Origin of the sequence: Streptomyces sp. NPDC059989 (genome assembly GCF_042736975.1) — a bacterium.
Classification (GTDB): domain Bacteria; phylum Actinomycetota; class Actinomycetes; order Streptomycetales; family Streptomycetaceae; genus Streptomyces.
Window position 1 is genome coordinate 138,662 of sequence record NZ_JBHWUO010000016.1, and the last position, 23,695, is coordinate 162,356.

Consider the following 23,695-nt stretch of genomic DNA (forward strand, 5'->3'; position numbering starts at 1 on the left):
GGGCGGGGATCACTGTTGTTCCTCGTCCGTGTCGCGAGCGACGCCATAGGTCGGCCGGGCTTGGACGGCGGTGTAGATGCGGGCCACGTACTCGCCGAGCATGCCCAAGCAGAAGAGCTGAACAGCGCCGAAGAACAGGACCGTGATGATCAGGGACGTCCATCCGGGCAGGGTGCGTCCGGTGGCGTAGACGGTGAGCGCCCAGACGAGGAACGCGAGGCAGACGACGAGGCTGAAGGCGCCCATTGCCGTGGCCAGGCGCAGGGGGGCCGCCGAGAAGCTGGTGATGCTGTCGAATGCCAAGAGGACCATTTTGTGTACGGGGTATTTGGTGGTGCCGGCCACTCGCTCAGCGCGCTGGTAGGTGATCCGGCCGCTGGGGAAGCCGAGCGAGGGGATCAGCAGCCGATAGATCTGCTGCTGGTCGGGGAGGGTCTTGAGGGTTTCCACGACAGGGCGCGACAACAGGCGGAAGTCACCCGCCTGAGCGGGGACGAACGAGCCGGCCAGGCGGCGCATGAGCCAGTAGTAGACGGCGGCCGTTCGGCGTTTGAACCCCGTGTCGGTGGAGCGGTCGACACGGATGCCGTAGACGATGTCCAGACCGTCTGCCCGGGCGAGGGTGAGCATGTCGGGGATGACTTCGGGCGGGTCCTGGAGGTCTGCGTCGATGCTGATCACATAGGCGCCGCGGGAACGGTGCAATCCGGCGGTAAGGGCGGCTTGGTGGCCGCTGTTGCGCCGAAGGGTCACGATGCGCAGCTGGTCCCAGGCGGTGCGCAGGTCCTCGAGCAGACGGGGGGTCCGGTCGGTCGAACCGTCATCGACGGCGAGGACTTCGTACGGTTCGCCGCACCCGTCCAGGATCGGCCGGAGCCGCTCCGCCAGCGCAGGCAGGGCCTCCTCCTCGTTGAAGATGGGAACCACGATCGACAGGGCGATCGATTGCCTGCGTGTGTCATACACAGCACTCATCATGGGGGCAGCGCCTGAAGCCGGCATTTTGAGATACCGGAGATCTCCGAAGGGTATTCGTGAAGGTATTCATGGGTGCATACTCGGACCCATGGCAGATACGACTGTGAAGATCGACTCGGTAACCCGGGACCGATTCGCCGCGGTGGCCGCCGCCCGGGGCATGAGCGTGCGCGCCTATCTGGCGCAGCTGGCCATCGAGGAAGAGAACCAGCTCGCCCTGGGCCGGGCGACCGCCGTGTTCCGTGAAGTCGTCGGCCGGCCGGGTATCGCGGAGGCGTTCGACCGTGAGTTCGGCGGGCTTCCGTCGTCCGCGAGGGCGAATCGGGCGGCCTGATCTTGGAGCTGCGCATCGACATCCGATGGCTCCTCGACCGTCAGGAGGAACTCCTCGGCAAAGAGCTGGGAGTCCTGGACTACTCGGGCCTGGTGGCAGCGGTCGCGCGCCACCGCGTGAACACCCCGGCCCTGGCGACCGACGAACCCGATGCGTACTGGCGGGCAGCGGCGCTGCTGGAGCAGATCGTGCTCCTGCGCCCGCTGCCGGCCAGGAACGAGTACTTCGGCTACGGCGTAGCCGTGGCCTACATCAGGGCCTCCGGCCAGGAAGTGGACACGGCCTTCGACCCGTGGCGCGACCTGATCAACGACATCCGCGGACTGCGCCTGACCGTGTACGACGTGGCCGACCGGCTGCGCTCGATGCGCCCGACTCCCTGATCACCGGCACCGTCACGAACGTGTGCCGCGCGTCCTCGGCCCGCGACGCCTGGACGCTCGGCTACCGGGTCGTCATGGTCGCCGATGCCAACTCCACCGGCCGCCGCCCGGCCCCGCCAGGTCGGGTCAGGCGTCCAGGGGCCGCCAAGCCGGGCCGTCTCCGTCCCGCTGGACGTGTCCGAACACCACGTCCGCGAAGTGGACGCCGAAGCCGATCGTGCCGGGCTCTGCCAGCTCGGCGACGAGGCGGTGGCGGTGGTCGGCGGTCTGCGCGAGGTCGTGGTCGAAGGTCGAGGACCAGTCGGGGTGGTCGACCTGGATCGGCGAATGCATGGCGTCGCCGAAGGCGATCAGGCGCCGTCCACCTCCGGTGATGACGTACTCGGCGTGCCCGGCGGTGTGGCCGGGGGTGATCCGTACGTGTACGCCGGGGAAGATCTCCTGCCCGTCCGTGATCGTACGCACGCGCGGTGCGAGGGCCGCGACCCGCTCGGTCACGTCCTCGTTCTCCAGAGCGTCACGCCTGTCCCACTCCGGCTCGGAGATCAGGTGGTCGGCGTGGGCGAACACGGGCTGGTCGCCGCCGGGGGCGGGGTGGCAGGCCCAGCCGAGGTGGTCGGAGTGGAGGTGGGTGAAGGCCACCGCCTCGATGTCCTCGGGGGCGCGACCGAGTTCGGCGAGGCTGTCCAGGAATGCGCCTCCTTGGATCACGCCGAGGGGGCCGTCCGGAGCCTCGAGCGACTGGGGGCCGAAGCCCACGTCGATCAGCAGCGCGCGGTCGCCGTGCTCCACCAGCAGACCGCCGACGCTCCCCACGAGGTGGCCGGTGGCGTCCAGGTACTCCGGGTGTGCGGCCCACACCTCGTCGGTGGTGTCCGGGAGCAGGTCCAGCGGCCGGAGCCGCACATCGCCGTCCGGTAGGTACGTCACCTTCGTGTCGCCCAGCCGTATCGAGCGGATCCCCGACGGCCGCCGCAGTCGTCCGTACTGATCCACCGTCAAGTCAGCCATGAGTTCTCTCCTGTGAGTCGTCATCAGGTCGTCACGGCGTTCCCCGTGGCGACGACCTCACCATAAGCATCAAGTTTGAATCATTCAAGCTGTAAATATTTTGTCTTGACGGACTTGGTAGGGTGGTGCCATGACGACGTCCCCCGATCAGCAGGCCATCGCCGAGCGACAGCTGTGCGGCCTGGTGAACGGATTGGCCCAGCGGATCTCCGAGCACGTACGGGAGCGCGCCGCCACCCTTGGCCTCACCGCGCCCCAGGCCGTCGCGCTGCGGGAGATGAGCGGGCCGATGACCATGCGGGAGCTCGCCGAACGCATGAGCTGCGAGCCCTCCAACACCACCTTCGTCGTCGACAAGCTGGAGAAGCAGGGCCTGGTCGAGCGCCACCCGCACCCCACCGACCGCCGCGCCAAGCACCTGGTCCTCACGGCCGAGGGCACCGCACTGCGCGAACGTCTCCTCGAGCTCCTCGCCGTGGACTCCCCGCTCTCCGGCCTCACCCCGCAGGACCAGCGCGTCCTTCGCGGCCTGCTGGAGCGGGCCGTCATCTCTCCTTGAGTCCTAGCCGAAGCAGCCCATCCGGGAGCCGTCGGACGCCGCCTCGGCGGACAGCGAGAACCAGATCCGGGAGCCCGGTCCCATGGGGTCCGGGCCCGGCTCTATTCCGTACAACTCGCGGAGATGTTCCCGAGACTCGAAGGCGAGCGTGATGCTCGGCTGCTCGCGGGATTCGAAGCAGAAGACGGAGATTTGGCCGTCCGGACCCGTGTCGAGCCTCTGTATCGGACGCCATCCCGCCGCCGGCGCTTCCCGGCCGTAGTACTCCAGCAGCTCCGCGCGGCTCCCGTCGTACGTGTACAGCCGGTTTGCGCTCAGCCAGGCGTCCCCGCTGTCCTCGTGGCAGGCGGCCCCGTCGGCCTTCCCGTCACCGGCGGGCGAGGCCTGCGGCGGGCGCAGATTCAGCACCGGAAGCCTGTCGAGCTCCGCCACGGCGGAGTCGGTGCCCTCACAGGTCGTGAACGGGGCGAAGAAGGTGCAGCCACTGAGGGTGGTCCCGACGACCAGGGCGGCGAGCGCCAGCCGCAAACCGAGCATGTTCATGGCGGAAGTATGGCCCCACGCCCTCTCTCCACCATCAGCCGGTCGGCAGCACGGCCTCAGTCGAGCGGCTGCTCGACCACGCTGGTGCCGTTGCCCTCCTGGGACTCCCACGTCCACGTCTCCTCCAGGCGGAGGCGCCCGTCGGGGAGCTCCGTCACGAGCGAGGTGCAATGCCCGGACGCGGTCGTGCCGTCGAGGCGGAGCTGGACGTAGCGGAAGTCGATGGTGTCGTCCGCCCGGGTGCCGACGAGGTAGCCCTTGACCACGTCCCCGCCGCAGTACTCGGCCCACACCCGGTCGTCCTGCTCGTGGTACTCGAACCCGGTCTCCCGGCCGACCTGGCCGGGCGCCTGGTCGGCCACGGGGACGAAGGCCATGCCGTCGAGCGAGCGCGTCACGGGTGACTCCTGGAGGAAGGCGGTCCGGGGCCTGCCCCGGACCCGGTTACATGGACTGTCCGGGCCACATTAGGGGGCGGCGTCGCGGCCCACGCATGCGGTCGGTACGGGCTGCGCTTGAGCACGCCGGCGTCGGGTCCGGTCACGGGAAGACACAGGTCACAGGCCGGGACCCTTATGGACCTCTTGCTCCGTATGTCAGTGTGACCGGTGAACCGGGTCACCCGCCTGCCGCACGACCCGGACGACCGACAGACACGGAAAGCGCCCATGTCCTTGCCGTTCCCGTCCCGTGCCGTGCCCGCCGTACTGGTCGGCGCCGTGACCGCCCTGCTGGCGGCATGCGCGCCCTCGGCCGCCGCCGGTGCCGTGTCGCGGCCGCAGCCGGCCGCGGTGCCCGCCTCGGTCCCGGCTGCCCCGCCCGCGGCCTCTGCGGCGTACACCCCCGCCCGGGAACCGTCCCCGGCGGCCACGGCCGCTGCCGTCCGGACCCAGGCCTCGGTGCTGTCCATACCCTCCGCGGGCATCTCCGGCTTGCGCGTGGTGCCGTACGAGGGCACCTCCGACGACGTACCGGGGACCCGCATCCAGGACCTCGGCCTGGCGGCGAGCCCGTACGGGAAGCAGGGCGGAGTCGGACCCGGTCAGGTGGGCAACTTCCTGATCACCGCGCACCGCCTGTCGGCGGGAGGCCCGCTGCGCGACCTGCCCGCCGTGGACACGGGCGACACGGTCCTCGTGACCGTGGGCGAGGTGGAGTACACCTACGAGATCATCGCGACCCGCAAGACGTCCTTCCGCTCGGAGCGCTCGCTGGGCGAACAGCGCGCGGCGGTGCCCGGCGCGCCCGGGGTGGCCCCCGCTCAAGCCATGATCACGATCTCGACCTGCGCCACACCGGAGGATCACGCCGAGGGCAACTTCTGGAGCGACGCCCAGGGCAACCCCGAGCATCGGATCGACAAGATCGGTGTTCTGCGCAAGACCTCCGGAGCCCTGCCCGCCCGCTGAAGCACCGTTCGTACCGACCGGTAATTCAAGCCAATTCTCGGCAATCCCCTGACAGGTTCCTGACAGTTCAAGATGGCTGTGGGACGCTCCCGGCACGCACTCCGCACCCTCTGAGAGGCCCAGCGCCTCGACCACCCCCACCAGTACGTGGCATGGAGGAGCGAACCATGAGGCACACCACGCCCATCACACACAGCACCGACACCGTGCACCCCACCCGCAGAACCCGTAGCACCCGCATCTCGCGCATCGCCGGGATCGCGACGCTGGTCGTCGCGGCCGCCTTCACCGGTACCGGCACCGCCCTCGCGCACGGCCCCGGCGCCTCGGCAGCCGACCTGAAGGCCGACGGCGTGATCGTGGTCGCCGGCAACAGCTGCAGCTGGACCAACGCGAGCACCAGCGCGGCTGCCCCGGCCGCCCTCACCGTCGACCGCACCACGATCAACGCGCCGGGAGGCAACCTCGCCTGTGGTGGCGGGATCGCGGCCACCCTCAACAACAACCCCGCCTTCACCTTCGACGATGCCGCAGGCACGGCGCGGACCGATCTGATCGACATCACCGGCAGGCAGAGTTTCATCTCCTGCCGCTACAAGGCGACGAACATCGTGTGGGACCGCGACGGGACGAGCCGGAAGTACATCAACCGCGCCTTCACCGCCGCCAAGACCTCGGGCAGCTTCCTGTGCCCGGGCTCGGTCACCACCCCGGTCGGGGACGCGTCCATGCTGTTCCGCTGAGCCGGGCGTCCCACCCGGTCCTGACGTGCGGTCGGGGCCGCAGCCGACGGTCGGCTGCGGCCCCGCTCGGCGGCCGGTGCTCAGTACGAGGCGCTCAGGGCGACGCGCTCAGCGGAGGGCAGGGATCACATCGCGGGTCTCGTCGACCTCGATGCCCGCGGTGCGGCGGCCCAGCGATGCCGGGGGAGTCTCGTCCGCACAGACGGTGCCCCGTGCGGGCAGCGCCAGCGTGGCGAGGTAGTCCGTGACCAGGGTGCTGACGCACGCGCTCCGGTTGTACGCGGTGTGTCCTTCACCGGCGAAGGTCAACAGCCGCCCGTTGTCCAGCGTCCCGGCGAGGGCCACGGCGTCCTGGTACGGGGTGTCCGGGTCTCCGGTCGTGCCGAGGACCAGGATCGGGGCCGAACCGGCCGCCCGGTAGGAGCCCTCGAAGCGGCTCGGGCGCTCCGCCTGCCACTGGGCGCAGGCCGGCGCGTGGTTGTGGTCGTAGGTGGGCGGCCCGAGCCCGATGGCGGGTCCCAGCAGCGGCGCCGAGGCGACATGGGCACTGACCAGCGAGCCCAGGAGCAGCCGACTGGTCGGGTAGACGCGGTCGGCGCACTCGACGGCCAGGTTGACGTTGAGGAAGTCGAACGATGCGGGGGAGGGCGGGTTCAGCAGGAACGTGGCCTGGCGTGCCTGCGCCGCTCGCAGGGCCTGCCCCAGCTCGGGCCAGATCTCCTTGCCCGCGTTGATGTTGAACATCAGGCGGTACGAGAGCGTGTACCCGGTGGCCGGGCGCCCGCTCGCCGTGATGACCGGGTCCGCGTCCAGCGCCCGCTTGAGCTGCTCGAAGGCCTCCCGAGGCCGGCCGTCGCCGAATCCGCAGGCGGCGGCGTTCTGCGCGCACCAGTCCAGGAAGCGCCCGACCGCCGCGTCCAGGGCGACGAACTGCGCGGCGTCGTAGGCGTACGGCACGCTGGCGTAGCGCTGCGGATCGTAGGCCCCGTCCAGGACCATGGCGCGGACGCGCCGCGGGAACTGTGCGGCGTAGACGGTGCCGACGTAGCTGCCGAAGGAACGGCCGTAGAAGGTGAGCGTCTCCTCGCCGAGGGCCTGGCGCAGCAGATCGATGTCCTTGGCGTTCGACCCGGTGCCGATGAACGGCACGAGGTCCCCGGCCCGTTGCCGACAGGCGGTGGCGAAGTCGAGGCCCTGCCGGATGGCGCCGCGCAGGGCTCCCGGGCCGGGCACGCCGCGCGCGGCGTCGACGGCGGCGGAGTACTCCTTGTCGTTCCAGCACTCCACCTGTCCGCTGCGCGCCACACCGCGCATGTCGTACCCGACGACGTCGAAGGAGTCGCGGAGGGAGGCGGGGAGGGCCTCGTAGCTGTTACGGGCGAAGTCCACACCGGAGTTGCCGGGTCCGCCGGGGTGCAGCAGGAGGACACCGGTGCGGTGGGCCGGGTCGGCCGCGAGCCGCCGGGTGACCGCGAGGGGGATCGTGCGCCCGGTGGGCCGGCGGTAGTCCAGCGGCACCTGGGCGGTCGCGCACTCGAAGCCGTCCCCCGGGTCGGCGCAGGGGCCCCAGGACAGAACGGGCACGGGCGGGGTGGCGGCGGCCGTCGCCGTGGCGGCCCCGGGCGTGACACCGAGGAGTGCCGTGACCACGATCAGGACGAGGGTTATCCCCCAGACCACTCGCTTGCGCGGGTCATCGGCCAAACGGGTCTGCATGCGGCGATCCTCCGTCATGGGGAGTGCTGAATGGGCGACAACGTAGCGCCGGCCGCCGCGCGGGTCGACCCACCCGGAGCTGATTTCTCCTTGTTACGACCAGGAGGTGACTCCTCCTCCCACCAGGGGAAGCGGCCGCCTACAACCAGGGTTGTACGCTCCCGGACATCGCATGGGCCGACACTCAGCGGGGCGTAGTCCACCTCCGGGGTCGCGGCCTGATCACACATCATCCGATCCACCAGCTCTCTACAATTGGTCATGTGCCTGACAGGAGTGCCACTGCACCACTCCCATGAAGGGCACCACACCCCGAAGGGAGCGGCCAGCGCATGACCAAGCCTGAGAGCGCGGGATACGACTACGACGTCGCCATCAGCGGAGCCGGCCTCGCCGGCAGCGCCGCGGCGATCCTGCTCGCTCGACGCGGTGTCCGCGTCGCGCTGCTGGAACGCCGCTCGGACCCCGAAGCCCACAAGGTGCTCTGCACCCACTCCCTCACGGCCAACGCCTACCCGGTGCTGGACGAACTCGGCCTCATCCCCGCCCTCGAGAAGGCGGGAGCCGTACGCAACAAGGCCCGCTGGTACACCCGTTGGGGGTGGATCGAGCCGAGGGCCGCGCCGACGGGCCCCGAACTGCCGTACGGGTACAACATCCGGCGCAGCACGCTCGACCCGCTGATCAGATCGCTCGCGGCGGAAACCCCCGGCGTCGACCTGCTCCTCGGTCACCACGTGACCGGGCTGGTCCGGGAAGCGGGGCGAACCCTGGGGGTACGCGCGTCGACGCCCCAGGGCGAGCGAGAGATCCGGGCCCGCCTGGTGGTCGGCGCCGATGGCAAGGACTCGGACGTGGCGAAGCTCGCCGGGGTGCCTGCTCGGCTGTTCGAGAACGAGCGGTTCGGCTATCTCGCGCACTTCCGCGACCTTCCGCTGCGCGACGGGGTCAGTCACGCGTGGTTCCTCGAGCCCGACATGGCGTACGCGTTCCCCAACGACGACGGGGTGACGGTCATCGCGGTGCTCCCGGACAAGAAGCGGCTGCCGGCCTTCCGCGAGGACCTGGAGGGCAGCTTCCTCGCATTCGTCCGCGCCCTGCCCGAGGCGCCGCCCATCGACTCGGCCGAGCGCATCACGAAGATCATCGGCACGGTCAACTACCCCCTCCACAGCCGCAAGCCGACCGCACCGGGCGTCGCGTTCATCGGCGACGCCGCCCTGACCGGCGACCCCCTGTGGGGCGTGGGGTGCGGGTGGGCGCTGCAGTCCGCGCAATGGCTGGCGGAGGCGGTCGCCTCGGCCGCGACCGGTCGGGGGGACCTCGACACGTCACTCGTGGCGTACGAGCGCAGACACCGCAGCCGGCTGCGAGGTCACCAGTACCTTGCAGCCGACTTCGCCACGTCCCGTCCGTTCAATCCCATGGAGCGGCTGATGTTCTCGGCCGCGGCGCGCGACGAGTCGATGGCGCGGCACATGCATCTGTTCGGATCCCGCCTGATCGGTCCGCTGCGCTTCTTGAACCCCTTGGCGCTTGCCAAGGCTTCCGTCGTCAACATCAAGCATCGCGGGGCGGCGTAGGCCTGCGCCGGAATGGCTCAGGGCTGGGTGGTCACCCTCGCGGTGAACCCGCAGCACTCGAACTTCCGGATCCGGTCTCCCGTGACCTTCGTGATCCGCACCTGGTTCAGCTGTGCGGTGGTGTCGATGGCCGAGGCGATGACCGCGACGCCGTCCCCGCCGCCCCGGATGGTGTCCTTGACCGCGGTGAACGTCCCGTCTTGGAGGGCCATCCCGAAGTACTCGTTGTCGATGAGGGTGTTGTGGCTGGTCTCCATGGTGCCGAAGGCGTAGATGCCGAGCTGGTTGCCGATGAGGCGGTTCCTGGTGACCACCACCCCCGTGTTGGCCAGGATGCCGGCGTGCTGGAACTCGGTGAAGAAGTCAGGGCCGCACTCCGGATCCGGCTCGCGGCAGGCGTTGTCGGTCCCGCGCGTGGCCGCTCGGCGCCGTGGGACACGTGGCGGCACGGCGGGGACAGCCGATTCGCACGGGGCCACGCGAGCACAGGCCAGGCGGAATGGGTGGGGGCCGTACCGCAGGGGTGGGCCGTCCGGAGCAGCGGAACCACACGGCCGGTCACGACGCGGGATGGCGGACGCCGGAACGCGGTGCACGGGGTGGGCCGGGGTGAAGCGCCGGCAGGTGTCGTGAGTAGGGTGCACCAATGCCCTACCACCTGCGGTTCTTCTTCGAAGTCGGCGTCACCCACACCCCGCTGTGGCCGGGTCCCCAAGGCGACCCCGATCTCGACAGCCCGTACGGGTATCCCTGCGAGCTGGAACGACTGCCCATCAGCCTGGCCACGCGGGCCGAACTGGTGAGGCTCTGCGAGTGGTACGAGACGTCCATCGACTGGGACTACCCGCCGGGCCCCTCGCCGTGGCCCGAGGAGCAGTGGGAGCTGTTCAGGCAGCAGGCGGACACCGCGCTGGCCGATCTGCGCCGCGAACTGGGCGACGCCTGGACAGTCGAGGACCGCCGCCGAACCTCGTGACGCCTCCTGCTCGTGCGGGTATCCGGAAGTCGCCGGCTTCGGGGATGATCGAGGGTCCGGGTTGGTGGAGGGAAGGGACGGCGTGATGGCGATCGGGGGGCTGCGTCCAGAGAGGAGGGCCCGGGTAGAGGTGCTCGTCGACGAGTGTCGGCCGCTGTTGGCGGGTGACGGCGGGATGGACGCGGTACAGCGGCTGCTGAGCGAGCGCCGCGTCGAGGTGCTCGATGCGGTGGTGGTCACGCGCGAGCTGCTTGGGGCGGGTCCCACGGCACTTGGCGAGGCCAAGACGATCGTCCTGACGAGCCCGGGCAGAGGGCGCGAGCTGAGGGTGCACGACCGGCTCATGGCCGACCTGGAGCGGGGCGGTGACCTCGACGGGGAACGAGGCCACTCAGCCCGCTGAGTCGGCAGCCCCATGGGTGCGGCGCTCGGCGGGTTGAGGGACACTTCCTTGTCAGCGAACCTGGTCGCTCTTCGGGCCGATGCCTTTGATCCTGGTCGGAGTTCCGTCCGGGGCGAATGAGTGGTGGAAGGTGAAGGCGTGCGGCGCGGAGCCGTGGTCCTGGAGGTGTTCCAGCCTGGAAACCCCGTCCTGCCAGGTGGGTATCACGCCGTCGGAGACCCACCAGCACACGTAGTTCGGGTTTCCTGACCTCTCGAACCAGTCGTAGCGCCTGTTCAGCGCCTCACGGTGCAGACCGGTGTAGATGGCGTCGAAGGCGGGGTCCAGGTCGGTCCAGAGCGAGAGTGTCGCGGCCAGGGCGGTGGTTTCCACCGTACGGCCCTTGTCGTACCAGGTCGGTACGGCGAACTCTCCCCATGCACCCCAGTCCGCCTCGAAGAGCATGCCCTGGTCACCGCCTGCCGTTTCAGCACGCGCGAGGTATCCGGGGTGCTGACTGATCTTCCGGTAGACGGCCTCACCCTTGGCGTAGAACTCGCGCGTGAGAGGTGCGGGATCGGCGAGAGGCGACTTCAGGACGCCGAATGTGTACAGAGCAAGCTGGGGCATGCGTCTCTCCCTGGTTGGGGGTGCCTGGTGTGGACCCGGTCCGGTGTCTTACGCACGGGGGCGAGGGTTCGTGGGGCATGACCAACTCATCCCGTCGCGGGTGGCTCAGCCTGAAGGAACTCCTGCGCGACCGTGGGCGATCGCCGAAGACAAGGTGAAGGTAGCTGCCTCTGCGGGCCATGTCGAAGTTGCGTTTTTCCTGTCCAAGTGGCCTCTTGCATGCCGCTGGTGTGGCGGGTTCGCCCAGGCGGGCCTGCCCGGGCTCAAAGATCGTCCGCAGGGCGGCGGCGCCGCGCAGTATGCCGAAGTCAACTCCCACACAGCTGAGTTCGCCGATCCAGGGCCTGTCCGGCAGGTCGGATACTGCCGGACAGGCCCTGGGCCGGGAGGACTCAGCGCTTGAGCGTGAAGGTGAAGTCGCCCGAGAGCTTGCCGCTCAGGCGGACTGTCGACACGAGGTTGCCCTCGGCGAGCAGTCTCTCGACCTCGGCTCGCGAAAGGCCGAACCCTTCGGCGATCAGTCGCACCGGCCGTACAGGAATCCGCTCCGCAAAGCGGACCGAGATCTCGATCGCCTCACCCTCCGGCTGATGCGGCTGATGCGGCTGCTCCGGTGAGCCGCTGTCGAGGCGCCAGGCGTTGTCCCAGTCGAGGGCGATGCGATTGCGACGCCGTACGACCGGGTCCTGGAGCAGTTCGGCGGCCAGGCCGGGGTCGTTGTCGTGCAGCAGGTTCAGGAGCTCGGGTCGTACGGAACGCACGTTCATCCGCTCCAAGACAGTGATCTTGGTGGTGTCCCCGCACACGGTGCACAGCGCGAGGAGCCAGGCGTCGAGGAGCTTGTGGTTCGCGTTGACGCGGAATTTGCCGTACGCCCGGAAGCGCCCGGAGGGGCACCTGTGGCAACGGCGGAGAACGATCGGCAGGCAGGTGGGCACGACCACCCAGGTTTTGGACACAGAGATACACCGGTTCCAGTGAGAAGACCGCAGCGAAAAGGAGCACGGCGCACAGGTGCGACGCGCGACGGTTCAGCGCTCGGGGGGTCTCACTTGGTGTACAACGGCACGTCCTTGACAGGGTGATTGCGGGCGGGGGGAACGGTAACGCCGCGCGGGAGTGCGGTTCCACTGATTTTCGGGCGGGTGGCGGTGCCCTGGTAGTGCTCACGGCATCTGTGTGGCAGGAGTCGGCTCCGGGTGCAGGTAGCGCCCCCAGATCTGGGCCTTGCGCTCACGTGCCTTCCCCGAGCCGGACGAAGGTGAAGGTGCCATTCATTCAGCTTTCCGGAGACCCTCCAAATGCCACAGGTTGAGGACCGGAGCCCGGCGACCGTCGCGCGTCGTTTCTGCGGCGGAGGCCGAATGCGGCGCAGACTGGCCGGGTGAGCGGCGCGGATCCTGGTACGCGGAGAGCCGGACGCCGGCGCTTCGATGCCGTACATCTGTGGAGCACCACGGTCACAGGGACGGTGGCGCTCGGGATCGCACTCTTCAAGGGCACGCTCACCCTGCACCGGGCCGGAGGATCGGATCCCATCGTTGAGAGCTTCTGCCTCGACATCAGCGCGCAAGCACTGGAGAGCTTCCGGCAGGGCGGTCAGCGGACCTACTACGAATTCCGCAATGACAGGCCCGTCTCCCGGACGAAGAAGGATCCGCCCTGCTACGCCTACTGAGGCGCGAGGTGCGGTCGTCGGCCGCCGGTACCGACACCGGGAGGCGGTGCGTTCCGTGCCGCGGGCACGGTCGGGGCTCCGTCAGGGCCGGCGGCCCCGTTCCTGCTCGGCGTCACCGTGTGCCCGCATCGACAGCGGAGGGATCCTGCCGAGCGCCACGAGCCGGTGGCGTACGGCCATGACGACCACCGCCGTGGCGAGGATGACCACCCCGCCCAGTCGCAGGATCGCGTCGTAGGCCTCCTCGGGCGGCCGCTGCGGCGTCATCGCCGAGATCCCCGCCGCCGTACCGGCCAGTGCGATCGCCACCAGCAGGGCCGGGGCCAGGAAGACCGTGCCCGCCAGGAGCGGCGAGAGCCCGCGTACGCCCTGGAGGTAGAGCGTGGTGAGGAAGACGGTCACGCAGAAGCCCATGTTCGAGAGCGAGCCCATCCCGGTCACCAGGACGTACGGGACGTTGCGGAACAGCCGCAGATCGACCAGCGGGTGCCGGGCCAGCCGTTCCCGTACCAGGAACAGCCCGCCGGTCACCACGGCCACCGCGAGGAAGGCGAGGGTGCGGGCGCCGTCCCAGCCCCAGGCGTCTCCGCGCTCCACGGCCAGGGTCACGGCGGCCAGCGAGCAAACGATCAGGGCGCAGCCGAGGAGATCGAGCTCGCGCGGCGCCGACGCATCGCGCGAGTCCGGGACGTACGCGAGAGCGGCCAGCAGCGCGAGCAGGCTCAGCGGCACCATCAGCCAGAAGATCCAGCGCCATCCGGGCCCCTCGGTGAACCCTCCGCCCACGAAGGGCCCGAGCGCGGTCCCGATGTTGGCGACGCCGAATACGGCGCCCAGGGCCCTTGCGCGGGTCTGCTCGGGAAAGGTGTTGGTGATCACGGACACGGACACCGGGAAGACGAAGGCCGCGCCCACCCCCTGTGCGATCCGGGCCGCCACCAGCAGGCCGAGGCCAGGAGCCAGCGCGCAGCCCACGGAACCCGCCGTGAACAGGGCGATTCCGGCGAGCAGGGTGCCCCGCCGTCCGAATACGTCCCCCACCCGGCCGCCGACGATGAAGAAGCAGCCGATGGCGAGCATGTACGCGGAGAGGGTCCACTGCGCGGCCGAAACGGTGACCCCGAGCTCGGCCGAGATGCCGGGAAGGGCGAGATTGAGGGCGAAGAAGTCGAGCTGGATGCAGAACAGGGCGAGGGCGACCGCGACGAAGGCCCCCGTCCGCGCTGCTGCCGCAGACTCGGCCCGCATGAGGGCATTCCTCTCAGCCGACGCCGTCGGGACACCGCCGATGGCCGCACGTCATGCCCTCATCCCATGGGGGTGGGGCGGTCACCGCCTGGCCCGGCGGTGGGCGATGAACAGGCCGAGTACCACGCCCACCAGCAGCGTCACCGTGAGAACGCCCCACAGGGGGATCGTGACCGTGGGGATCCACAGCCTGATGGTGACGGACCCGGTATTGGCGGCGATGAACCAGATGGCGAGGGCGGCCAGGACGACGAAGCCGAGGGTGCGCACGCGCACGTTCCGGCCCTTGACGGTCAGCGTCGACGGACGATGTGACGTACCGGCCTTCTGTGTCATATGGGCCATTATCGACCTGTATGCGTGATCGATCGACCGCACGGCGATGAGCGCGGCGCGTGCCGTGCGCGGCCCCGGGTCAGGTGTCGTTCCTGAACTGGTCGCGTTGGACTTGATGGGCGAGGGCGCGGCGTACCGAGGCCGGTGCGGGGGAGATGGCGTTCGCGGGGACGTCGAGGCCGCGGCTGATCTCGTCGTACGCATCCCGGTAGGCGCTGGGGAGTTCCTGCTGGTGGAGCATCAGGTCTTCCTCCAGGAGGCGTCGCAACTCGTCGACGTTCTGGGGCGTGAAACGCTTCTTCCCCCGGGCGATGGCGTTGACGTAGCGCGTGCAGCGGGCCGTGTCGAGGGTCTCTGAGATCTCCTCGGCAAGACCCCACAGGCGTCCTTCCAGCCACGGGACGTCGTGCTGGTCGAGGGCGAGTCCCATCGGAGCCGGTGGTTCGTCGGTCCTGTACCTCGTGACCTGCTTGGACACGGCGGGCTGACTCATGTCCGTGAGCTCGGCGATCTTGTCCTGGGTCCAGCCGAAGCCGACGAACAGCTTGATCATCTCGGCGCGCAGCTTGCGCATCTCCTCGCCGGCGCGGATGACCTCGTTCATGTCGGCGAGCATCCGCTCGGCCTGCTGCTCGGTCAGCGTCTCCGGCTGCCGATGCGTGTTCGCTTCGCCTTCCATAACTCGGTTATACACCCGTGCGCCCGCATCGTCATAACCGAGTTGTATAACCTGGTTATAGCTGGCAGGATCCGGCGTCATGCCTACCTTCACCGCACCGGACGGAACCCGACTCTCCTACCGCAGCCACGGCGACGGCGACCCCGTCGTCTGCCTCCCGGGAGGTCCTGCGGACTCCCTCTACCTCGGCGACCTCGGCGGCCTGTCCGCGCACCGCCGGCTGATCGTCCTGGACCTTCGTGGCACCGGCGGGTCCGCGATTCCCGAGGACACCTCCTCGTACCGCTGTGACCGCCTGGTCGAGGACGTCGAGGCCCTGCGCGAACACCTCGGCCTCCCCGGGATGGATCTGCTCGGCCACTCCGCCGGCGCCAACCTGGCGATCCAGTACGCGGCCCGGTACCCGGGGAGGGTCGGCAAGCTGGCCCTGATCACCCCCGGTACCCGAGCGGTCGGCATCCCCATCACCGGGGAGATGCGACGAGAGCTCGCACAGCGTCGGGCGAACGAGCCCTGGTTCCCGGCCGCGTTCGCCGCCCTGGAGGCGATCACCCGGGGCACGGGCACCGACTGGGAGGCCATCAATCCCTTCTTCTACGGCCGATGGGACACCGAAGCGCACGAGCACCACGCGGCCGCCCAACCGACCAACCAGGAGGCCGTCGCTGTCTTCGGGTCCGACGGGGCCTTCGACCCGGAGGCGACGCGAGCGGCCCTCGGCGCTTGCGAGGCCCCGGTCCTGGTGCTCGCGGGGGAGTTCGACCTGAACAGCCCCCCGCCGGCTATGGCGGAACTCGCGGCCCTGTTCCCCGATGCCAGGCTCGTGGTGCAGCCGGGAGCAGGCCACTACCCCTGGCTCGACGACGCCGACCGGTTCGGCGCAGCCACTGCGGCATTCCTCGGCTGACGATCCAGGGGAATGCGGGGGCGGGAGGCATGAGGATTCACCGGTTGCCGGGTCGGTGAGCCCTTGCGTGCGGGGTGGGTCAGTGGAACGGGACGAAGCCGGCTGATTGATCGAGGTGGAACGGTGGGCCGGGGCTCTTGGGAGTCCAGCCGGCGGTGACGGCGGTGCGGATGCCGTCGGCCACCTGGGCCGGCAGGATCGGGTTGCCGTGTGTTCCGAGCCAGTTGCTCGGGTGCGGCTGGTTGGTGGTGATCACCAGTGTGGTGCCGGATGTCTCGGCGTGCTCGACCGCGTAGGTAACGGGTGACTGGACCAGTCCTTGGTCATAGGTCGGCCGTCCGCGGAGTCGCCACCGGTAGGCGGTGCCGTCCACGGTGATGAGCCGCGATCCCTTCTTGGCCAGTGCCATGTCCACATCCCTTCCGACCTGTCGGTGCCCACGCACCGTGCGAGGATCCGGCACAAGACCCGGGTTGACAACCCCTGCCGGGCTCTTGCCGCCGCCGGCGTGGCCTGGGTGACTACGCGACGCGGCCATTTCGCAGGGACTGGATGAGCCAGGGGTACACCGGGATCAGGTTCGGTACCACCTGCCAGCCGTTGACGATCCACACCAGCCGCCAGTATCGGTCCACCCGGGGATCGTGTGCCTCCTCGAACCGCTGGGCCAGCCAATCCCGGAATTCCGGGTCAGGGGTGCGCGCGAACACCTCGGCGAAGCGGTGCACGAGGTCCTCGATGACCGGTGCGGCCCTGTCGCTGAGCGGGTCGATGCCCGACTCCATGGCCTCGGCCACCTTCTGGCGGGTGAACTCCATCAGTTCTACGCCGGCCTCGCTCTCGATGGCGAGCGTACGCCCGGAGGCCTGGTGTCTGGCCGTCCGGCGCATCCGGGCCCGGAAGTCCTCGTCGGCTACCAGCTCGGCGAGTTCCACCCACGCGGCGACCTGCTCGCTGGACGGATCGTCGGGGAGGTCCGGAGTGGCAGCGCGAACCATGGCCGCCGCGGCCGGATCGGCATCCACCGTGCCGAAGGTGCCGTCCACGAAATCGTCGATCAACCGTCGGCGTTCCTCGCCGGACAACTGCGTGAGCCTGTGCATGAGTGTGGTCTCCTCGGGACTGGACCCGCCTCTGGCCACGGCTCGCAGGACGCTCCGACGCAGTTGCAGCACCCGGATCTGGACGTCCACGGCGTCGGCGTGTGCCGCGGCGACTTCCGCCACCGACAGCTCGCGGTCCAGCACCCGTTGAATCGTGGCCAGGTCCATGCCCAGCTCGCGCAGTGTGCGCAGGAGTTCCAGTCGAAGCAGTGCGTCGAGGTCGTAGAGCCGATAGCCGGCGGGGCTTCGGGTGGTCGGCGCCACCACCCCCGAATCGGAGTAGAACCGGATGGTCCTGACGGGCAGGCCCGTCCGCCGGGAGAGCTCCCCGATCGAGTAGAGGGTCGTAACGTCCATGTCCCCCACTCTGCTGTCTCCAGTCACTGGAGACTCAAGGCTGTTGCTTCGAATTGCCTGCGCCCGTCGAGAACCGGGCGTCGCCCCTCGCGCGTGATACCGGAGAACACCTTGGCATGTCCACGGAGACGGGGGAACGCGGGTGGGATCCACATCAAGAGTGAGAACGGCGGCCATCGCCGCCGCGGTGGCCGGGACGCTGATCACGGGGACGGCGTCGGTCGGCATCCAGCCGGCGCAGGCCGCGAGTTCCACCGCACAGGACGGTTCGAAGGCGTCGGTGAAGGCGAAGCCGTCGGCGACGGCGACCGCGACCGTCACGCTGATCACCGGCGACCGCGTCGTCGTCGGCTCCGACGGCCGCGTCGTCCGGCTCATGCGCGGCAAGGGACGAGAAGGGACCGGCTTCTCGGTGCGGCGCGAGGCCGAGCACACGTACGTCATCCCGCAGGACGCCCTGCGCATGGTCGGCGACGGCGTCCTCGACCGGCGGCTGTTCGACGTCGTCCAGCTGGTCAAGGACGGGTACGACGACGCGCACCGCACAACGCTGCCCCTGATCGTCGGCTACCGGCGAGACGGCGCCGGAGCCGGGGACTTCACCGCGTCCGGCGACGCGTTCGCCGGGGTCGCCCGTGACCGCCGTCCGCTGCCCGCCGTCGGTGGCGAGGCGTTCAACGCGCCCAAGGCCGACGCCACGACCCTGTGGTCGGCGCTCACCGACCGCCCCGACGCCCGCACGCCGGGCGCCGTACCCGCGCGGCCCGTCGCGCACCTGTGGCTGGACGCCAAGGTCCGGGCGGCCCTCGACACGAGCGTGCCGCAGATCGGCGCGCCCGCCATGTGGCAGGCGGGTTACACCGGCCAGGGCGTCAAGGTGGCCGTCCTGGACACGGGGGTCGACCAGGACCATCCCGACCTCAAGGGCGTCGAGACGGCCGAGAGGAACTTCAGCTCCTCACCCGACTCCAAGGACCGCTACGGGCACGGCACGCACGTGGCCTCCACCCTCGCCGGGTCGGGCGCCCTGTCGGGCGGCCGCTACAAGGGCGTGGCACCCGACGTACAGCTCCTGGACGTCAAGGTCCTGGACGACGGCGGCGACGGCCTCTACTCGGACATCGTCATGGGCGTGCAGTGGGCCGTCGACCAAGGGGCCCAGGTCGTCAACATGAGCCTGGGCGGCCCCGACAACCGGGACGTCGACGTGCTGGAGGAGGCGGTCGCCCAGCTCTCCGGGAAGGCCCTGTTCGTGGTGAGCGCGGGCAACGAGGGCCCCGGGCCCCGCACGATCCGCTCGCCCGGCAGCTCCCCGGAGGCGCTCACCGTCGGCGCGGTCGACAAGCAGGACCAGATCGCCGACTTCTCCAGCCGCGGGCCGACCCTCGACGGGGCGGTGAAACCGGACATCACCGGCCCGGGCGTCGACATCACCGCCGCCCTGACCACACAGGGCGAGTACGAACCGGGCGAGGGATACGTCAGCATGCAGGGCACCTCGATGGCCGCCCCGCACGTCGCGGGGGCCGCAGCCCTGCTGCTCCAGCAGCACCCTGGCTGGAGCGGGGCCCAGCTCAAGGCCCTGCTGACCGGCTCGGCACAGCCCAACCCGGCACTCGACGCCCACCAGCAGGGCGCGGGCCGAGTCGACCTGGCACGCGCCGCCACCGCCGTCGTCGTCTCCGAGCCCGGCTCCCTCGGCTTCGGCACGCAGGCCTGGCCGCACGCCGACGACAAGCCGGTCGCGAAGACCCTGACCTACCGCAACCACGGCGCCCAGGCCGTCACGCTCCGGCTGAGCGCGGCCGGGGCCGACCCGTCCGGCGGCCCGGCACCGGCCGGGATGTTCACCGTCAAGGACGCCGAGCTCACCGTCCCCGCCGGCGGCAGCGCCGGCACCACCGTCACCGTCGACACGAGCAAGGGCACGGCCGACGGCGTGTTCGGAGGCACCGTGCTGGCCACCGGCGGCGGCCAGTCGGTACGCACCGGCCTCGTGGTCGAGCGCGAGGTGGAGTCGTACGACGTCACACTGCGGCACAAGGACGTCAACGGCGCGACGCCGCTGACCTACGCGACCACGATCACCCAGGTCGGCGAAGGCTCGGTGGGGCGCGTCGACGTACCGGACAGCCCGGACGGCACGGTCGTCCATCGGCTGCCCAAGGGGAACTACCAGATGGAGAGCCTCGTCTTCGGCCCGGACAGCACCGTCGCGTTCTTCGTCCAGCCGGTGCTGAAGCTCACCGCGAACACCACGATCGCGCTCGACTCCCGCAAGGCCAAGCCGTTCGCCGTCACCCCTCCGGATCCGGCCGCACGGCTGGTCAGCGCCTTCGCCGGATACGTGGACGAGGCCGCGGGGACGAGCAACTACTGGGCCACCGACGGCCAGACGCGGATCCTCACCGCAGCCCTCGGCCCGGCCTCCCCAGCGCTGCGGGCACAGTACAGCGGCGTGTGGAAGAAGCCCGGCGCGGAGGGCAGGAACGTCGACTACCGGCTCGCCTTCCACCGTACGGGCAGCTGGTTCACCGGGTTCACCCGCACGGTCACCCGGGCCGATGTCGCCGAAGTGAAGCTCGGCTTCGGTGCGTCCGTCAGCGGGGCCAAGGGGCTGGTCCACATGACGCCGATGGACGAGCGCGGCTTCACGGCCGGCGAGCAGGTCCCGGACGAGCAGAGCCTGCCGCTGGCCACCACGCAGTACGTCAGTACGGCGGGCGTGCGCTGGTCCTGGGTCGCGTCGCAGCTCAACGCCCAAGGCGAAGCGCGCATCGTCTTCACGAAGGACCCGGTCGCCTACAAACCGGGCACGCGCCACACGCTCGACTTCAACACCGGCGTGGTGGGCCCCGATCTGGAGGCCGGGAGCGACCAGGCCGCCAGCCGGAACGGCGACTACCTCGACACCAGGGTCCAGCTGTTCAACGACGGCAGCGGCCACTCGGGCTCCTCCGTCGTCACCGAGGGCTTCAGCCGGCTGGAGTCCGGCGGACGGGTCATCGCCGAGGGGACGGCAACCGACTGGCTGAGCGCCGAAGTCCCGGCCGCCTCCGCGGTGTACCGCCTGAGCGTCGAGGCGAGCCGTTCCGCCGAGGACACCTCCACCAGTACGAAGGTGGCCGCGGTCTGGACGTTCACCTCGGCCCGCCCGCCCACGGACGAGCCGGTGAAGCTGCCGCTGTCGACGGTGCGGCTCTCGCCGAAGCTGAGCCTGAGCGGGACGGCGCCGGCGGGCGGGACGCTCAAGGTGCCGCTGCACGTGGGCGGGGCGGCCGCCGCGGCCGGGCAGGTCGCCGCGCTGACCGTCAAGGTCTCGTACGACGGGGGCGCGACCTGGCAGCCGCTCACGGTGAGGACCGACGCGAAGGGGGCTCGCTCGGTGAGCGTGAAGCACCCCGCGGCGGCCGAGGCCGTGTCCTTCCGGGTGGACCTGAAGGACAAGGGCGGCAACACCGTGCAGGAAACGATCACGAACGCCTACCGGCTCGCGCGGTGAGGTGACCGCACGACGGTGACCACCGCACGACGGCGACCACCGCACGGGCGCCGATGGACCCTCCGGCCCGGTCTCCGCACCTCGCGGAGGCCGGGCCGGCCTCCAGGTTCACGCGGGGGTCGGCCCAAGGCCTGTGCGCTCTCGCCAACAGTGCTGGCATCGTATGGACCATGGCAGCGAGAGAAGACACGTCCGAACCTGACATCCCCGTAGGCCAGGTCCACATGCCCCTGGAGGAGGCGGCGTGGCTCTATCAGGCGGATCAGGTGCGTCCGGAAGACCTGCCCACGACCGCTGCCGAAGCACTCGCATCAGGGGTGGACGGCCCGACTCTCTGCGAGCTCGCCGGTTTGCCGCGCAACGCAGACCCCAGGGACATCCGCGACGCGTTCGAGCAGGCTCTCTCGGAATTGGGAATCGCGTTGCCCTCTCACAACCTGGCCCATCGCTACGCGCTGCGCAGACTGGCCATGCGGTTCGTCGCCGAGGAGCCGGCTCCTGCCGAGCTGGCATCGGACGACTGGTGGGAGCTGGAGGTCGAGACCGCGGAGGAGCGAGCCTTCGTGGCGCTGATCCCGCCATGTGTGTGCTGCATCGAATACACGCTCGGACTCGACGAGGAGACGTGGGAGGCGCAGCTGCGGATCGCCGCCCTCGCCCTGGCCTCACGCCCGACGGTCGGTCCGGGCGGCTGAGCGGACCGGCCGGCGTCTCGGGTTGAGCACCTGATTGAATAAGTGGATGAATTGCTTCCACTTTCCTGTCTGTCTCGTCGGCCTCGGGCGTCACTGGTGACCAGCACCGCCCCGCAGTCGTCACCACCCGCGGTGGCAGTGGTTGGCGGCAGGGCTGGGCGTGGTGGCTCCTGGTTTGTGCCGTCCGCTATGTGCCGACCTTCTCCGTGGGCTGGGCCGTCGCCGCGGCGGTGGCGCCCCGAGCCACGGGTTACGAGGGCCGGGTCCTTGCCTTCGGGGAGTCCTTCCTCGTATTCATGGAGCAGCTTCCCGGATTTCTGGCCGGGATCGGCGGGGTGACGGTGTTCCTGCTCCTGTTGATCGCGCGTCTCAGGAAGGACGACCGGCTGCAGTTCCGGTTCACGGCGAGCATGGTGTGCATGCTGCCGATGACTCTCTTCCTCTTCTTCGGTGGCGGCCTGATGACGGTGGCGATGTTCGCGACGCAGATCGTCTTTACCGCGTTCGTCATGCCTGCTCCCGGCCCGGGCGACACCCAGGCCGGCTGACTGCGGCGGCCCCCCTGGGCGAGCAAGCCGCCCCGAGGTCAGTCGTCGCCGGACAATGAGGTGGCGTGTGGTGAACCTGGTGCCTACGATCCCGGGATGGCTGGAATGTCGATCACCGTATGTCTGCCCGCTTCGGCTGCCGAAAGGGTGGATGAGGCGGTAGCGGAGGCGATGGCGCCGTTCGCAAGGGACGGTGCGGGCGCCGTAGAGCGGGATGTGTGGGACAACTATCGGATCTGCAGTTCCGTGGGCCTGCCGGTGCTGGCGGGACACGAGGGCGATCCGCAGCTGATCACCGATCGCCCCCGTTGGGACGGCTCGCTGGAGCCCGCGGTGCCCGGGGAGTGCGCGGGAGGGCCGCGGGAGCTGATCGACTTCCGCGACGACCGCCGGGCGGAAGCCGCTGAGCACGCAGGTCGGGTGTGGGATCGCTGGCGGGAAATCGCCTCTCGCCACCCGGTCGCGGACGACGAGTCGGTGTTCTTCCACCGTCACCTGGCCGCCGCAGGGACCAGGGACTCGTACAAGACGTCGCGGGAGGCCGCCGACTACCGGGCGCAGCCGGCCGTCCGCGCCTGGGCGGAGGTAGCACCGGCATTGGCCCGGCCCGACATCGCAGACCACTTTTCCTTTGGTTGGGACCCGGTCGGAATCGGACGGCGCAGCCGCGAGGAGTACATCGCAACCTACGAGTTCAGCCTCCTGCCCCGGCGCAACGTGCTGTCGCTCGGTGGATGGTGGTACGAACTTGGCGATGCTCCCCTCCATGGCGCGTGCCACGGTCGCCTCGAATGCGTCCACGAGCCGAACTTCGGCATGGGGGGCGAGGGGGTCCAGTCCTATCTGATCGGGCTGCCCGCCGACACGCTGCTCGTCAACGTGCGCTGCCACGTCTGATCGGGCAGCCGTCGCCCGCGGCGGGATGGCGCTTCGCATTCCATCCTTCCGGCGGGCTGGTCAGCCGCCACCGGCGGCTGACCCGATGAACGTTCCGCAGGTACCGGATGGGGGCTACCGCGGGTCGGTGATGCCCACGTGCATGGCCAGGGTCATGAAGGCCGCGGTCAGGGCGGGGGCGCCGGCTTGGGCCAGGTAGGCCACGAAGCCGCCCATCAGCTGCTGGAGCCGTGAGGCCGACGGCTCGTCCCTGGCCGCCTCGCCCTGCAACTCGTGCAGAGTCCGCCGCGCACCGGCCTCCTGATCGGCGGGCAGGCCGAGCCGGGAGATGACGCCCAGCATCAGCTCCACGAACGGGGCCACGGCCGCCGTTCCGTGCTCGGCCGAGATGGTGGTGGAGGTCTGCGTGCCGTTGTCACCGGTCTGGAACAGGCCGGTGGCCGGGCCGTGAATCGTGATGCCGCGGGTTCGCTGGTCGTCGGCCATCTTCTCGTCCTT

28 protein-coding genes are annotated in these 23,695 nt (G+C 69.9%); 14 read left to right on the forward strand and 14 right to left on the reverse strand.

Annotated features, from left to right (window positions below):
• Positions 1 to 9: 9 nt before the first annotated feature.
• A complete protein-coding gene (locus tag ACFWBN_RS16995; RefSeq protein ID WP_385177326.1) occupies positions 10 to 975 on the reverse strand; it encodes a glycosyltransferase family 2 protein in 966 nt (321 codons plus the stop codon).
• A 91-nt stretch (positions 976 to 1,066) separates the two neighbouring features.
• On the opposite strand from ACFWBN_RS16995, the gene ACFWBN_RS17000 reads away from it, so the two are divergent.
• Positions 1,067 to 1,312: an antitoxin MazE7 gene (locus ACFWBN_RS17000; protein WP_385177221.1), complete on the forward strand. Its 246-nt coding sequence runs from the start codon at positions 1,067 to 1,069 to the stop codon at positions 1,310 to 1,312.
• 2 nt (positions 1,313 to 1,314) lie between these two features.
• Entirely contained in the window at positions 1,315 to 1,695 is a 381-nt protein-coding gene (locus ACFWBN_RS17005) for a toxin Doc (RefSeq protein WP_385177223.1), read from the forward strand.
• Between the two features lie 126 nt (positions 1,696 to 1,821).
• On the opposite strand, the gene ACFWBN_RS17010 is transcribed toward ACFWBN_RS17005, so the two are convergent.
• Complete coding sequence (locus ACFWBN_RS17010) at positions 1,822 to 2,706, reverse strand: MBL fold metallo-hydrolase (RefSeq protein ID WP_385177225.1); 885 nt, start codon at positions 2,704 to 2,706, stop codon at positions 1,822 to 1,824.
• Between the two features lie 130 nt (positions 2,707 to 2,836).
• Between ACFWBN_RS17010 and ACFWBN_RS17015 the strand changes: the two genes are divergently transcribed.
• Positions 2,837 to 3,265, forward strand: coding sequence for a MarR family winged helix-turn-helix transcriptional regulator (locus ACFWBN_RS17015; RefSeq protein ID WP_385177227.1), 429 nt, complete (start codon positions 2,837 to 2,839; stop codon positions 3,263 to 3,265).
• Positions 3,266 to 3,268: 3 nt separating this feature from the next.
• Here ACFWBN_RS17015 and ACFWBN_RS17020 read toward each other — a convergent pair whose 3' ends face one another.
• Both ACFWBN_RS17020 and ACFWBN_RS17025 read right to left on the reverse strand, forming a co-directional pair.
• A complete protein-coding gene (locus ACFWBN_RS17020; RefSeq protein ID WP_385177230.1) occupies positions 3,269 to 3,808 on the reverse strand; it encodes a hypothetical protein in 540 nt (179 codons plus the stop codon).
• Between the two features lie 56 nt (positions 3,809 to 3,864).
• Entirely contained in the window at positions 3,865 to 4,206 is a 342-nt protein-coding gene (locus tag ACFWBN_RS17025) for a hypothetical protein (RefSeq protein WP_385177232.1), read from the reverse strand.
• Positions 4,207 to 4,476: 270 nt separating this feature from the next.
• Here ACFWBN_RS17025 and ACFWBN_RS17030 point away from each other — a divergent pair, with 270 nt between their 5' ends.
• Both ACFWBN_RS17030 and ACFWBN_RS17035 read left to right on the forward strand, forming a co-directional pair.
• Entirely contained in the window at positions 4,477 to 5,217 is a 741-nt protein-coding gene (locus ACFWBN_RS17030) for a sortase domain-bontaining protein (protein WP_385177234.1), read from the forward strand.
• Positions 5,218 to 5,384: 167 nt separating this feature from the next.
• Positions 5,385 to 5,960, forward strand: a complete 576-nt coding sequence (locus tag ACFWBN_RS17035; protein ID WP_385177236.1) for a hypothetical protein — start codon at positions 5,385 to 5,387, stop codon at positions 5,958 to 5,960.
• 108 nt (positions 5,961 to 6,068) lie between these two features.
• Here the strand turns inward: ACFWBN_RS17035 and ACFWBN_RS17040 are convergent, their stop codons facing one another.
• Positions 6,069 to 7,676, reverse strand: a complete 1,608-nt coding sequence (locus tag ACFWBN_RS17040; protein WP_385177238.1) for an alpha/beta hydrolase — start codon at positions 7,674 to 7,676, stop codon at positions 6,069 to 6,071.
• Positions 7,677 to 8,008: 332 nt separating this feature from the next.
• On the opposite strand from ACFWBN_RS17040, the gene ACFWBN_RS17045 reads away from it, so the two are divergent.
• On the forward strand, positions 8,009 to 9,259 hold the full coding sequence (locus tag ACFWBN_RS17045; RefSeq protein ID WP_385177241.1) for an NAD(P)/FAD-dependent oxidoreductase: 1,251 nt from the start codon (positions 8,009 to 8,011) through the stop codon (positions 9,257 to 9,259).
• Positions 9,260 to 9,276: 17 nt separating this feature from the next.
• Here the strand turns inward: ACFWBN_RS17045 and ACFWBN_RS17050 are convergent, their stop codons facing one another.
• Positions 9,277 to 9,708 (reverse strand): hypothetical protein, encoded by a 432-nt coding sequence (locus tag ACFWBN_RS17050; protein ID WP_385177244.1) that lies wholly within the window; start codon positions 9,706 to 9,708, stop codon positions 9,277 to 9,279.
• Positions 9,709 to 9,905: 197 nt separating this feature from the next.
• Between ACFWBN_RS17050 and ACFWBN_RS17055 the strand changes: the two genes are divergently transcribed.
• Positions 9,906 to 10,235 (forward strand): hypothetical protein, encoded by a 330-nt coding sequence (locus ACFWBN_RS17055; protein ID WP_385177246.1) that lies wholly within the window; start codon positions 9,906 to 9,908, stop codon positions 10,233 to 10,235.
• Between the two features lie 175 nt (positions 10,236 to 10,410).
• Entirely contained in the window at positions 10,411 to 10,638 is a 228-nt protein-coding gene (locus tag ACFWBN_RS17060; RefSeq protein WP_385177248.1) for a hypothetical protein, read from the forward strand.
• Positions 10,639 to 10,689: 51 nt separating this feature from the next.
• Here ACFWBN_RS17060 and ACFWBN_RS17065 read toward each other — a convergent pair whose 3' ends face one another.
• Positions 10,690 to 11,247, reverse strand: coding sequence for a DUF3291 domain-containing protein (locus tag ACFWBN_RS17065; protein ID WP_385177250.1), 558 nt, complete (start codon positions 11,245 to 11,247; stop codon positions 10,690 to 10,692).
• Positions 11,248 to 11,639: 392 nt separating this feature from the next.
• A complete protein-coding gene (locus tag ACFWBN_RS17070) occupies positions 11,640 to 12,206 on the reverse strand; it encodes a DUF1062 domain-containing protein (protein WP_385177252.1) in 567 nt (188 codons plus the stop codon).
• Between the two features lie 425 nt (positions 12,207 to 12,631).
• Between ACFWBN_RS17070 and ACFWBN_RS17075 the strand changes: the two genes are divergently transcribed.
• Positions 12,632 to 12,925 (forward strand): hypothetical protein, encoded by a 294-nt coding sequence (locus ACFWBN_RS17075; RefSeq protein ID WP_385177255.1) that lies wholly within the window; start codon positions 12,632 to 12,634, stop codon positions 12,923 to 12,925.
• A gap of 81 nt (positions 12,926 to 13,006) precedes the next feature.
• Here ACFWBN_RS17075 and ACFWBN_RS17080 read toward each other — a convergent pair whose 3' ends face one another.
• The 3 genes from ACFWBN_RS17080 to ACFWBN_RS17090 all read right to left on the reverse strand — a co-directional run bounded on the left by ACFWBN_RS17080 (position 13,007) and on the right by ACFWBN_RS17090 (position 15,188).
• Positions 13,007 to 14,173 (reverse strand): MFS transporter, encoded by a 1,167-nt coding sequence (locus tag ACFWBN_RS17080; RefSeq protein WP_385177258.1) that lies wholly within the window; start codon positions 14,171 to 14,173, stop codon positions 13,007 to 13,009.
• An 81-nt stretch (positions 14,174 to 14,254) separates the two neighbouring features.
• Complete coding sequence (locus tag ACFWBN_RS17085; protein ID WP_385177261.1) at positions 14,255 to 14,509, reverse strand: LapA family protein; 255 nt, start codon at positions 14,507 to 14,509, stop codon at positions 14,255 to 14,257.
• 79 nt (positions 14,510 to 14,588) lie between these two features.
• Complete coding sequence (locus ACFWBN_RS17090; protein ID WP_385177263.1) at positions 14,589 to 15,188, reverse strand: sigma-70 family RNA polymerase sigma factor; 600 nt, start codon at positions 15,186 to 15,188, stop codon at positions 14,589 to 14,591.
• A 79-nt stretch (positions 15,189 to 15,267) separates the two neighbouring features.
• On the opposite strand from ACFWBN_RS17090, the gene ACFWBN_RS17095 reads away from it, so the two are divergent.
• The gene (locus ACFWBN_RS17095; RefSeq protein ID WP_385177265.1) at positions 15,268 to 16,095 is read left to right on the forward strand and encodes an alpha/beta fold hydrolase; all 828 of its coding nucleotides are present in this window, start codon (positions 15,268 to 15,270) and stop codon (positions 16,093 to 16,095) included.
• A gap of 79 nt (positions 16,096 to 16,174) precedes the next feature.
• Here ACFWBN_RS17095 and ACFWBN_RS17100 read toward each other — a convergent pair whose 3' ends face one another.
• Both ACFWBN_RS17100 and ACFWBN_RS17105 read right to left on the reverse strand, forming a co-directional pair.
• Positions 16,175 to 16,504 carry a hypothetical protein gene (locus tag ACFWBN_RS17100; RefSeq protein WP_385177267.1) on the reverse strand — a complete coding sequence of 110 codons (330 nt, stop codon included), beginning with the start codon at positions 16,502 to 16,504 and terminating at the stop codon, positions 16,175 to 16,177.
• 112 nt (positions 16,505 to 16,616) lie between these two features.
• Positions 16,617 to 17,555 (reverse strand): MerR family transcriptional regulator, encoded by a 939-nt coding sequence (locus ACFWBN_RS17105; RefSeq protein ID WP_385177269.1) that lies wholly within the window; start codon positions 17,553 to 17,555, stop codon positions 16,617 to 16,619.
• Positions 17,556 to 17,715: 160 nt separating this feature from the next.
• Here ACFWBN_RS17105 and ACFWBN_RS17110 point away from each other — a divergent pair, with 160 nt between their 5' ends.
• The 4 genes from ACFWBN_RS17110 (at position 17,716) to ACFWBN_RS17125 (ending at position 23,197) form a co-directional block, all read left to right on the forward strand.
• Positions 17,716 to 21,057 carry a S8 family serine peptidase gene (locus tag ACFWBN_RS17110; protein ID WP_385177271.1) on the forward strand — a complete coding sequence of 1,114 codons (3,342 nt, stop codon included), beginning with the start codon at positions 17,716 to 17,718 and terminating at the stop codon, positions 21,055 to 21,057.
• 170 nt (positions 21,058 to 21,227) lie between these two features.
• Positions 21,228 to 21,752: a hypothetical protein gene (locus tag ACFWBN_RS17115; RefSeq protein WP_385177273.1), complete on the forward strand. Its 525-nt coding sequence runs from the start codon at positions 21,228 to 21,230 to the stop codon at positions 21,750 to 21,752.
• A 191-nt stretch (positions 21,753 to 21,943) separates the two neighbouring features.
• A complete protein-coding gene (locus ACFWBN_RS17120) occupies positions 21,944 to 22,300 on the forward strand; it encodes a hypothetical protein (RefSeq protein WP_385177275.1) in 357 nt (118 codons plus the stop codon).
• Positions 22,301 to 22,396: 96 nt separating this feature from the next.
• A complete protein-coding gene (locus tag ACFWBN_RS17125) occupies positions 22,397 to 23,197 on the forward strand; it encodes a hypothetical protein (RefSeq protein WP_385177277.1) in 801 nt (266 codons plus the stop codon).
• A gap of 114 nt (positions 23,198 to 23,311) precedes the next feature.
• Here ACFWBN_RS17125 and ACFWBN_RS17130 read toward each other — a convergent pair whose 3' ends face one another.
• Positions 23,312 to 23,683 carry a hypothetical protein gene (locus ACFWBN_RS17130; RefSeq protein ID WP_385177279.1) on the reverse strand — a complete coding sequence of 124 codons (372 nt, stop codon included), beginning with the start codon at positions 23,681 to 23,683 and terminating at the stop codon, positions 23,312 to 23,314.
• Between the last annotated feature and the right edge of the window lie 12 nt (positions 23,684 to 23,695).

Excerpts from the sequence above, each read along its gene's own strand:
- ACFWBN_RS17055 (WP_385177246.1), top strand. The coding sequence starts at position 9,906 with ATGCCCTACCACCTGCGGTTCTTCTTCGAAGTCGGCGTCACCCACACC.
- ACFWBN_RS17100 (WP_385177267.1), bottom strand. The coding sequence starts at position 16,504 with ATGGCACTGGCCAAGAAGGGATCGCGGCTCATCACCGTGGACGGCACC.
- ACFWBN_RS17045 (WP_385177241.1), top strand. The coding sequence starts at position 8,009 with ATGACCAAGCCTGAGAGCGCGGGATACGACTACGACGTCGCCATCAGC.
- ACFWBN_RS17060 (WP_385177248.1), top strand. The coding sequence starts at position 10,411 with ATGGACGCGGTACAGCGGCTGCTGAGCGAGCGCCGCGTCGAGGTGCTC.
- ACFWBN_RS17115 (WP_385177273.1), top strand. The coding sequence starts at position 21,228 with ATGGCAGCGAGAGAAGACACGTCCGAACCTGACATCCCCGTAGGCCAG.
- ACFWBN_RS17125 (WP_385177277.1), top strand. The coding sequence starts at position 22,397 with ATGGCTGGAATGTCGATCACCGTATGTCTGCCCGCTTCGGCTGCCGAA.
- ACFWBN_RS17130 (WP_385177279.1), bottom strand. The coding sequence starts at position 23,683 with ATGGCCGACGACCAGCGAACCCGCGGCATCACGATTCACGGCCCGGCC.
- ACFWBN_RS17035 (WP_385177236.1), top strand. The coding sequence starts at position 5,385 with ATGAGGCACACCACGCCCATCACACACAGCACCGACACCGTGCACCCC.
- ACFWBN_RS17010 (WP_385177225.1), bottom strand. The coding sequence starts at position 2,706 with ATGGCTGACTTGACGGTGGATCAGTACGGACGACTGCGGCGGCCGTCG.
- ACFWBN_RS17000 (WP_385177221.1), top strand. The coding sequence starts at position 1,067 with ATGGCAGATACGACTGTGAAGATCGACTCGGTAACCCGGGACCGATTC.
- ACFWBN_RS17030 (WP_385177234.1), top strand. The coding sequence starts at position 4,477 with ATGTCCTTGCCGTTCCCGTCCCGTGCCGTGCCCGCCGTACTGGTCGGC.
- ACFWBN_RS16995 (WP_385177326.1), bottom strand. The coding sequence starts at position 975 with ATGAGTGCTGTGTATGACACACGCAGGCAATCGATCGCCCTGTCGATC.
- ACFWBN_RS17085 (WP_385177261.1), bottom strand. The coding sequence starts at position 14,509 with ATGACACAGAAGGCCGGTACGTCACATCGTCCGTCGACGCTGACCGTC.
- ACFWBN_RS17095 (WP_385177265.1), top strand. The coding sequence starts at position 15,268 with ATGCCTACCTTCACCGCACCGGACGGAACCCGACTCTCCTACCGCAGC.
- ACFWBN_RS17020 (WP_385177230.1), bottom strand. The coding sequence starts at position 3,808 with ATGAACATGCTCGGTTTGCGGCTGGCGCTCGCCGCCCTGGTCGTCGGG.
- ACFWBN_RS17080 (WP_385177258.1), bottom strand. The coding sequence starts at position 14,173 with ATGCGGGCCGAGTCTGCGGCAGCAGCGCGGACGGGGGCCTTCGTCGCG.
- ACFWBN_RS17040 (WP_385177238.1), bottom strand. The coding sequence starts at position 7,676 with ATGCAGACCCGTTTGGCCGATGACCCGCGCAAGCGAGTGGTCTGGGGG.
- ACFWBN_RS17105 (WP_385177269.1), bottom strand. The coding sequence starts at position 17,555 with ATGGACGTTACGACCCTCTACTCGATCGGGGAGCTCTCCCGGCGGACG.
- ACFWBN_RS17090 (WP_385177263.1), bottom strand. The coding sequence starts at position 15,188 with ATGGAAGGCGAAGCGAACACGCATCGGCAGCCGGAGACGCTGACCGAG.
- ACFWBN_RS17065 (WP_385177250.1), bottom strand. The coding sequence starts at position 11,247 with ATGCCCCAGCTTGCTCTGTACACATTCGGCGTCCTGAAGTCGCCTCTC.
- ACFWBN_RS17015 (WP_385177227.1), top strand. The coding sequence starts at position 2,837 with ATGACGACGTCCCCCGATCAGCAGGCCATCGCCGAGCGACAGCTGTGC.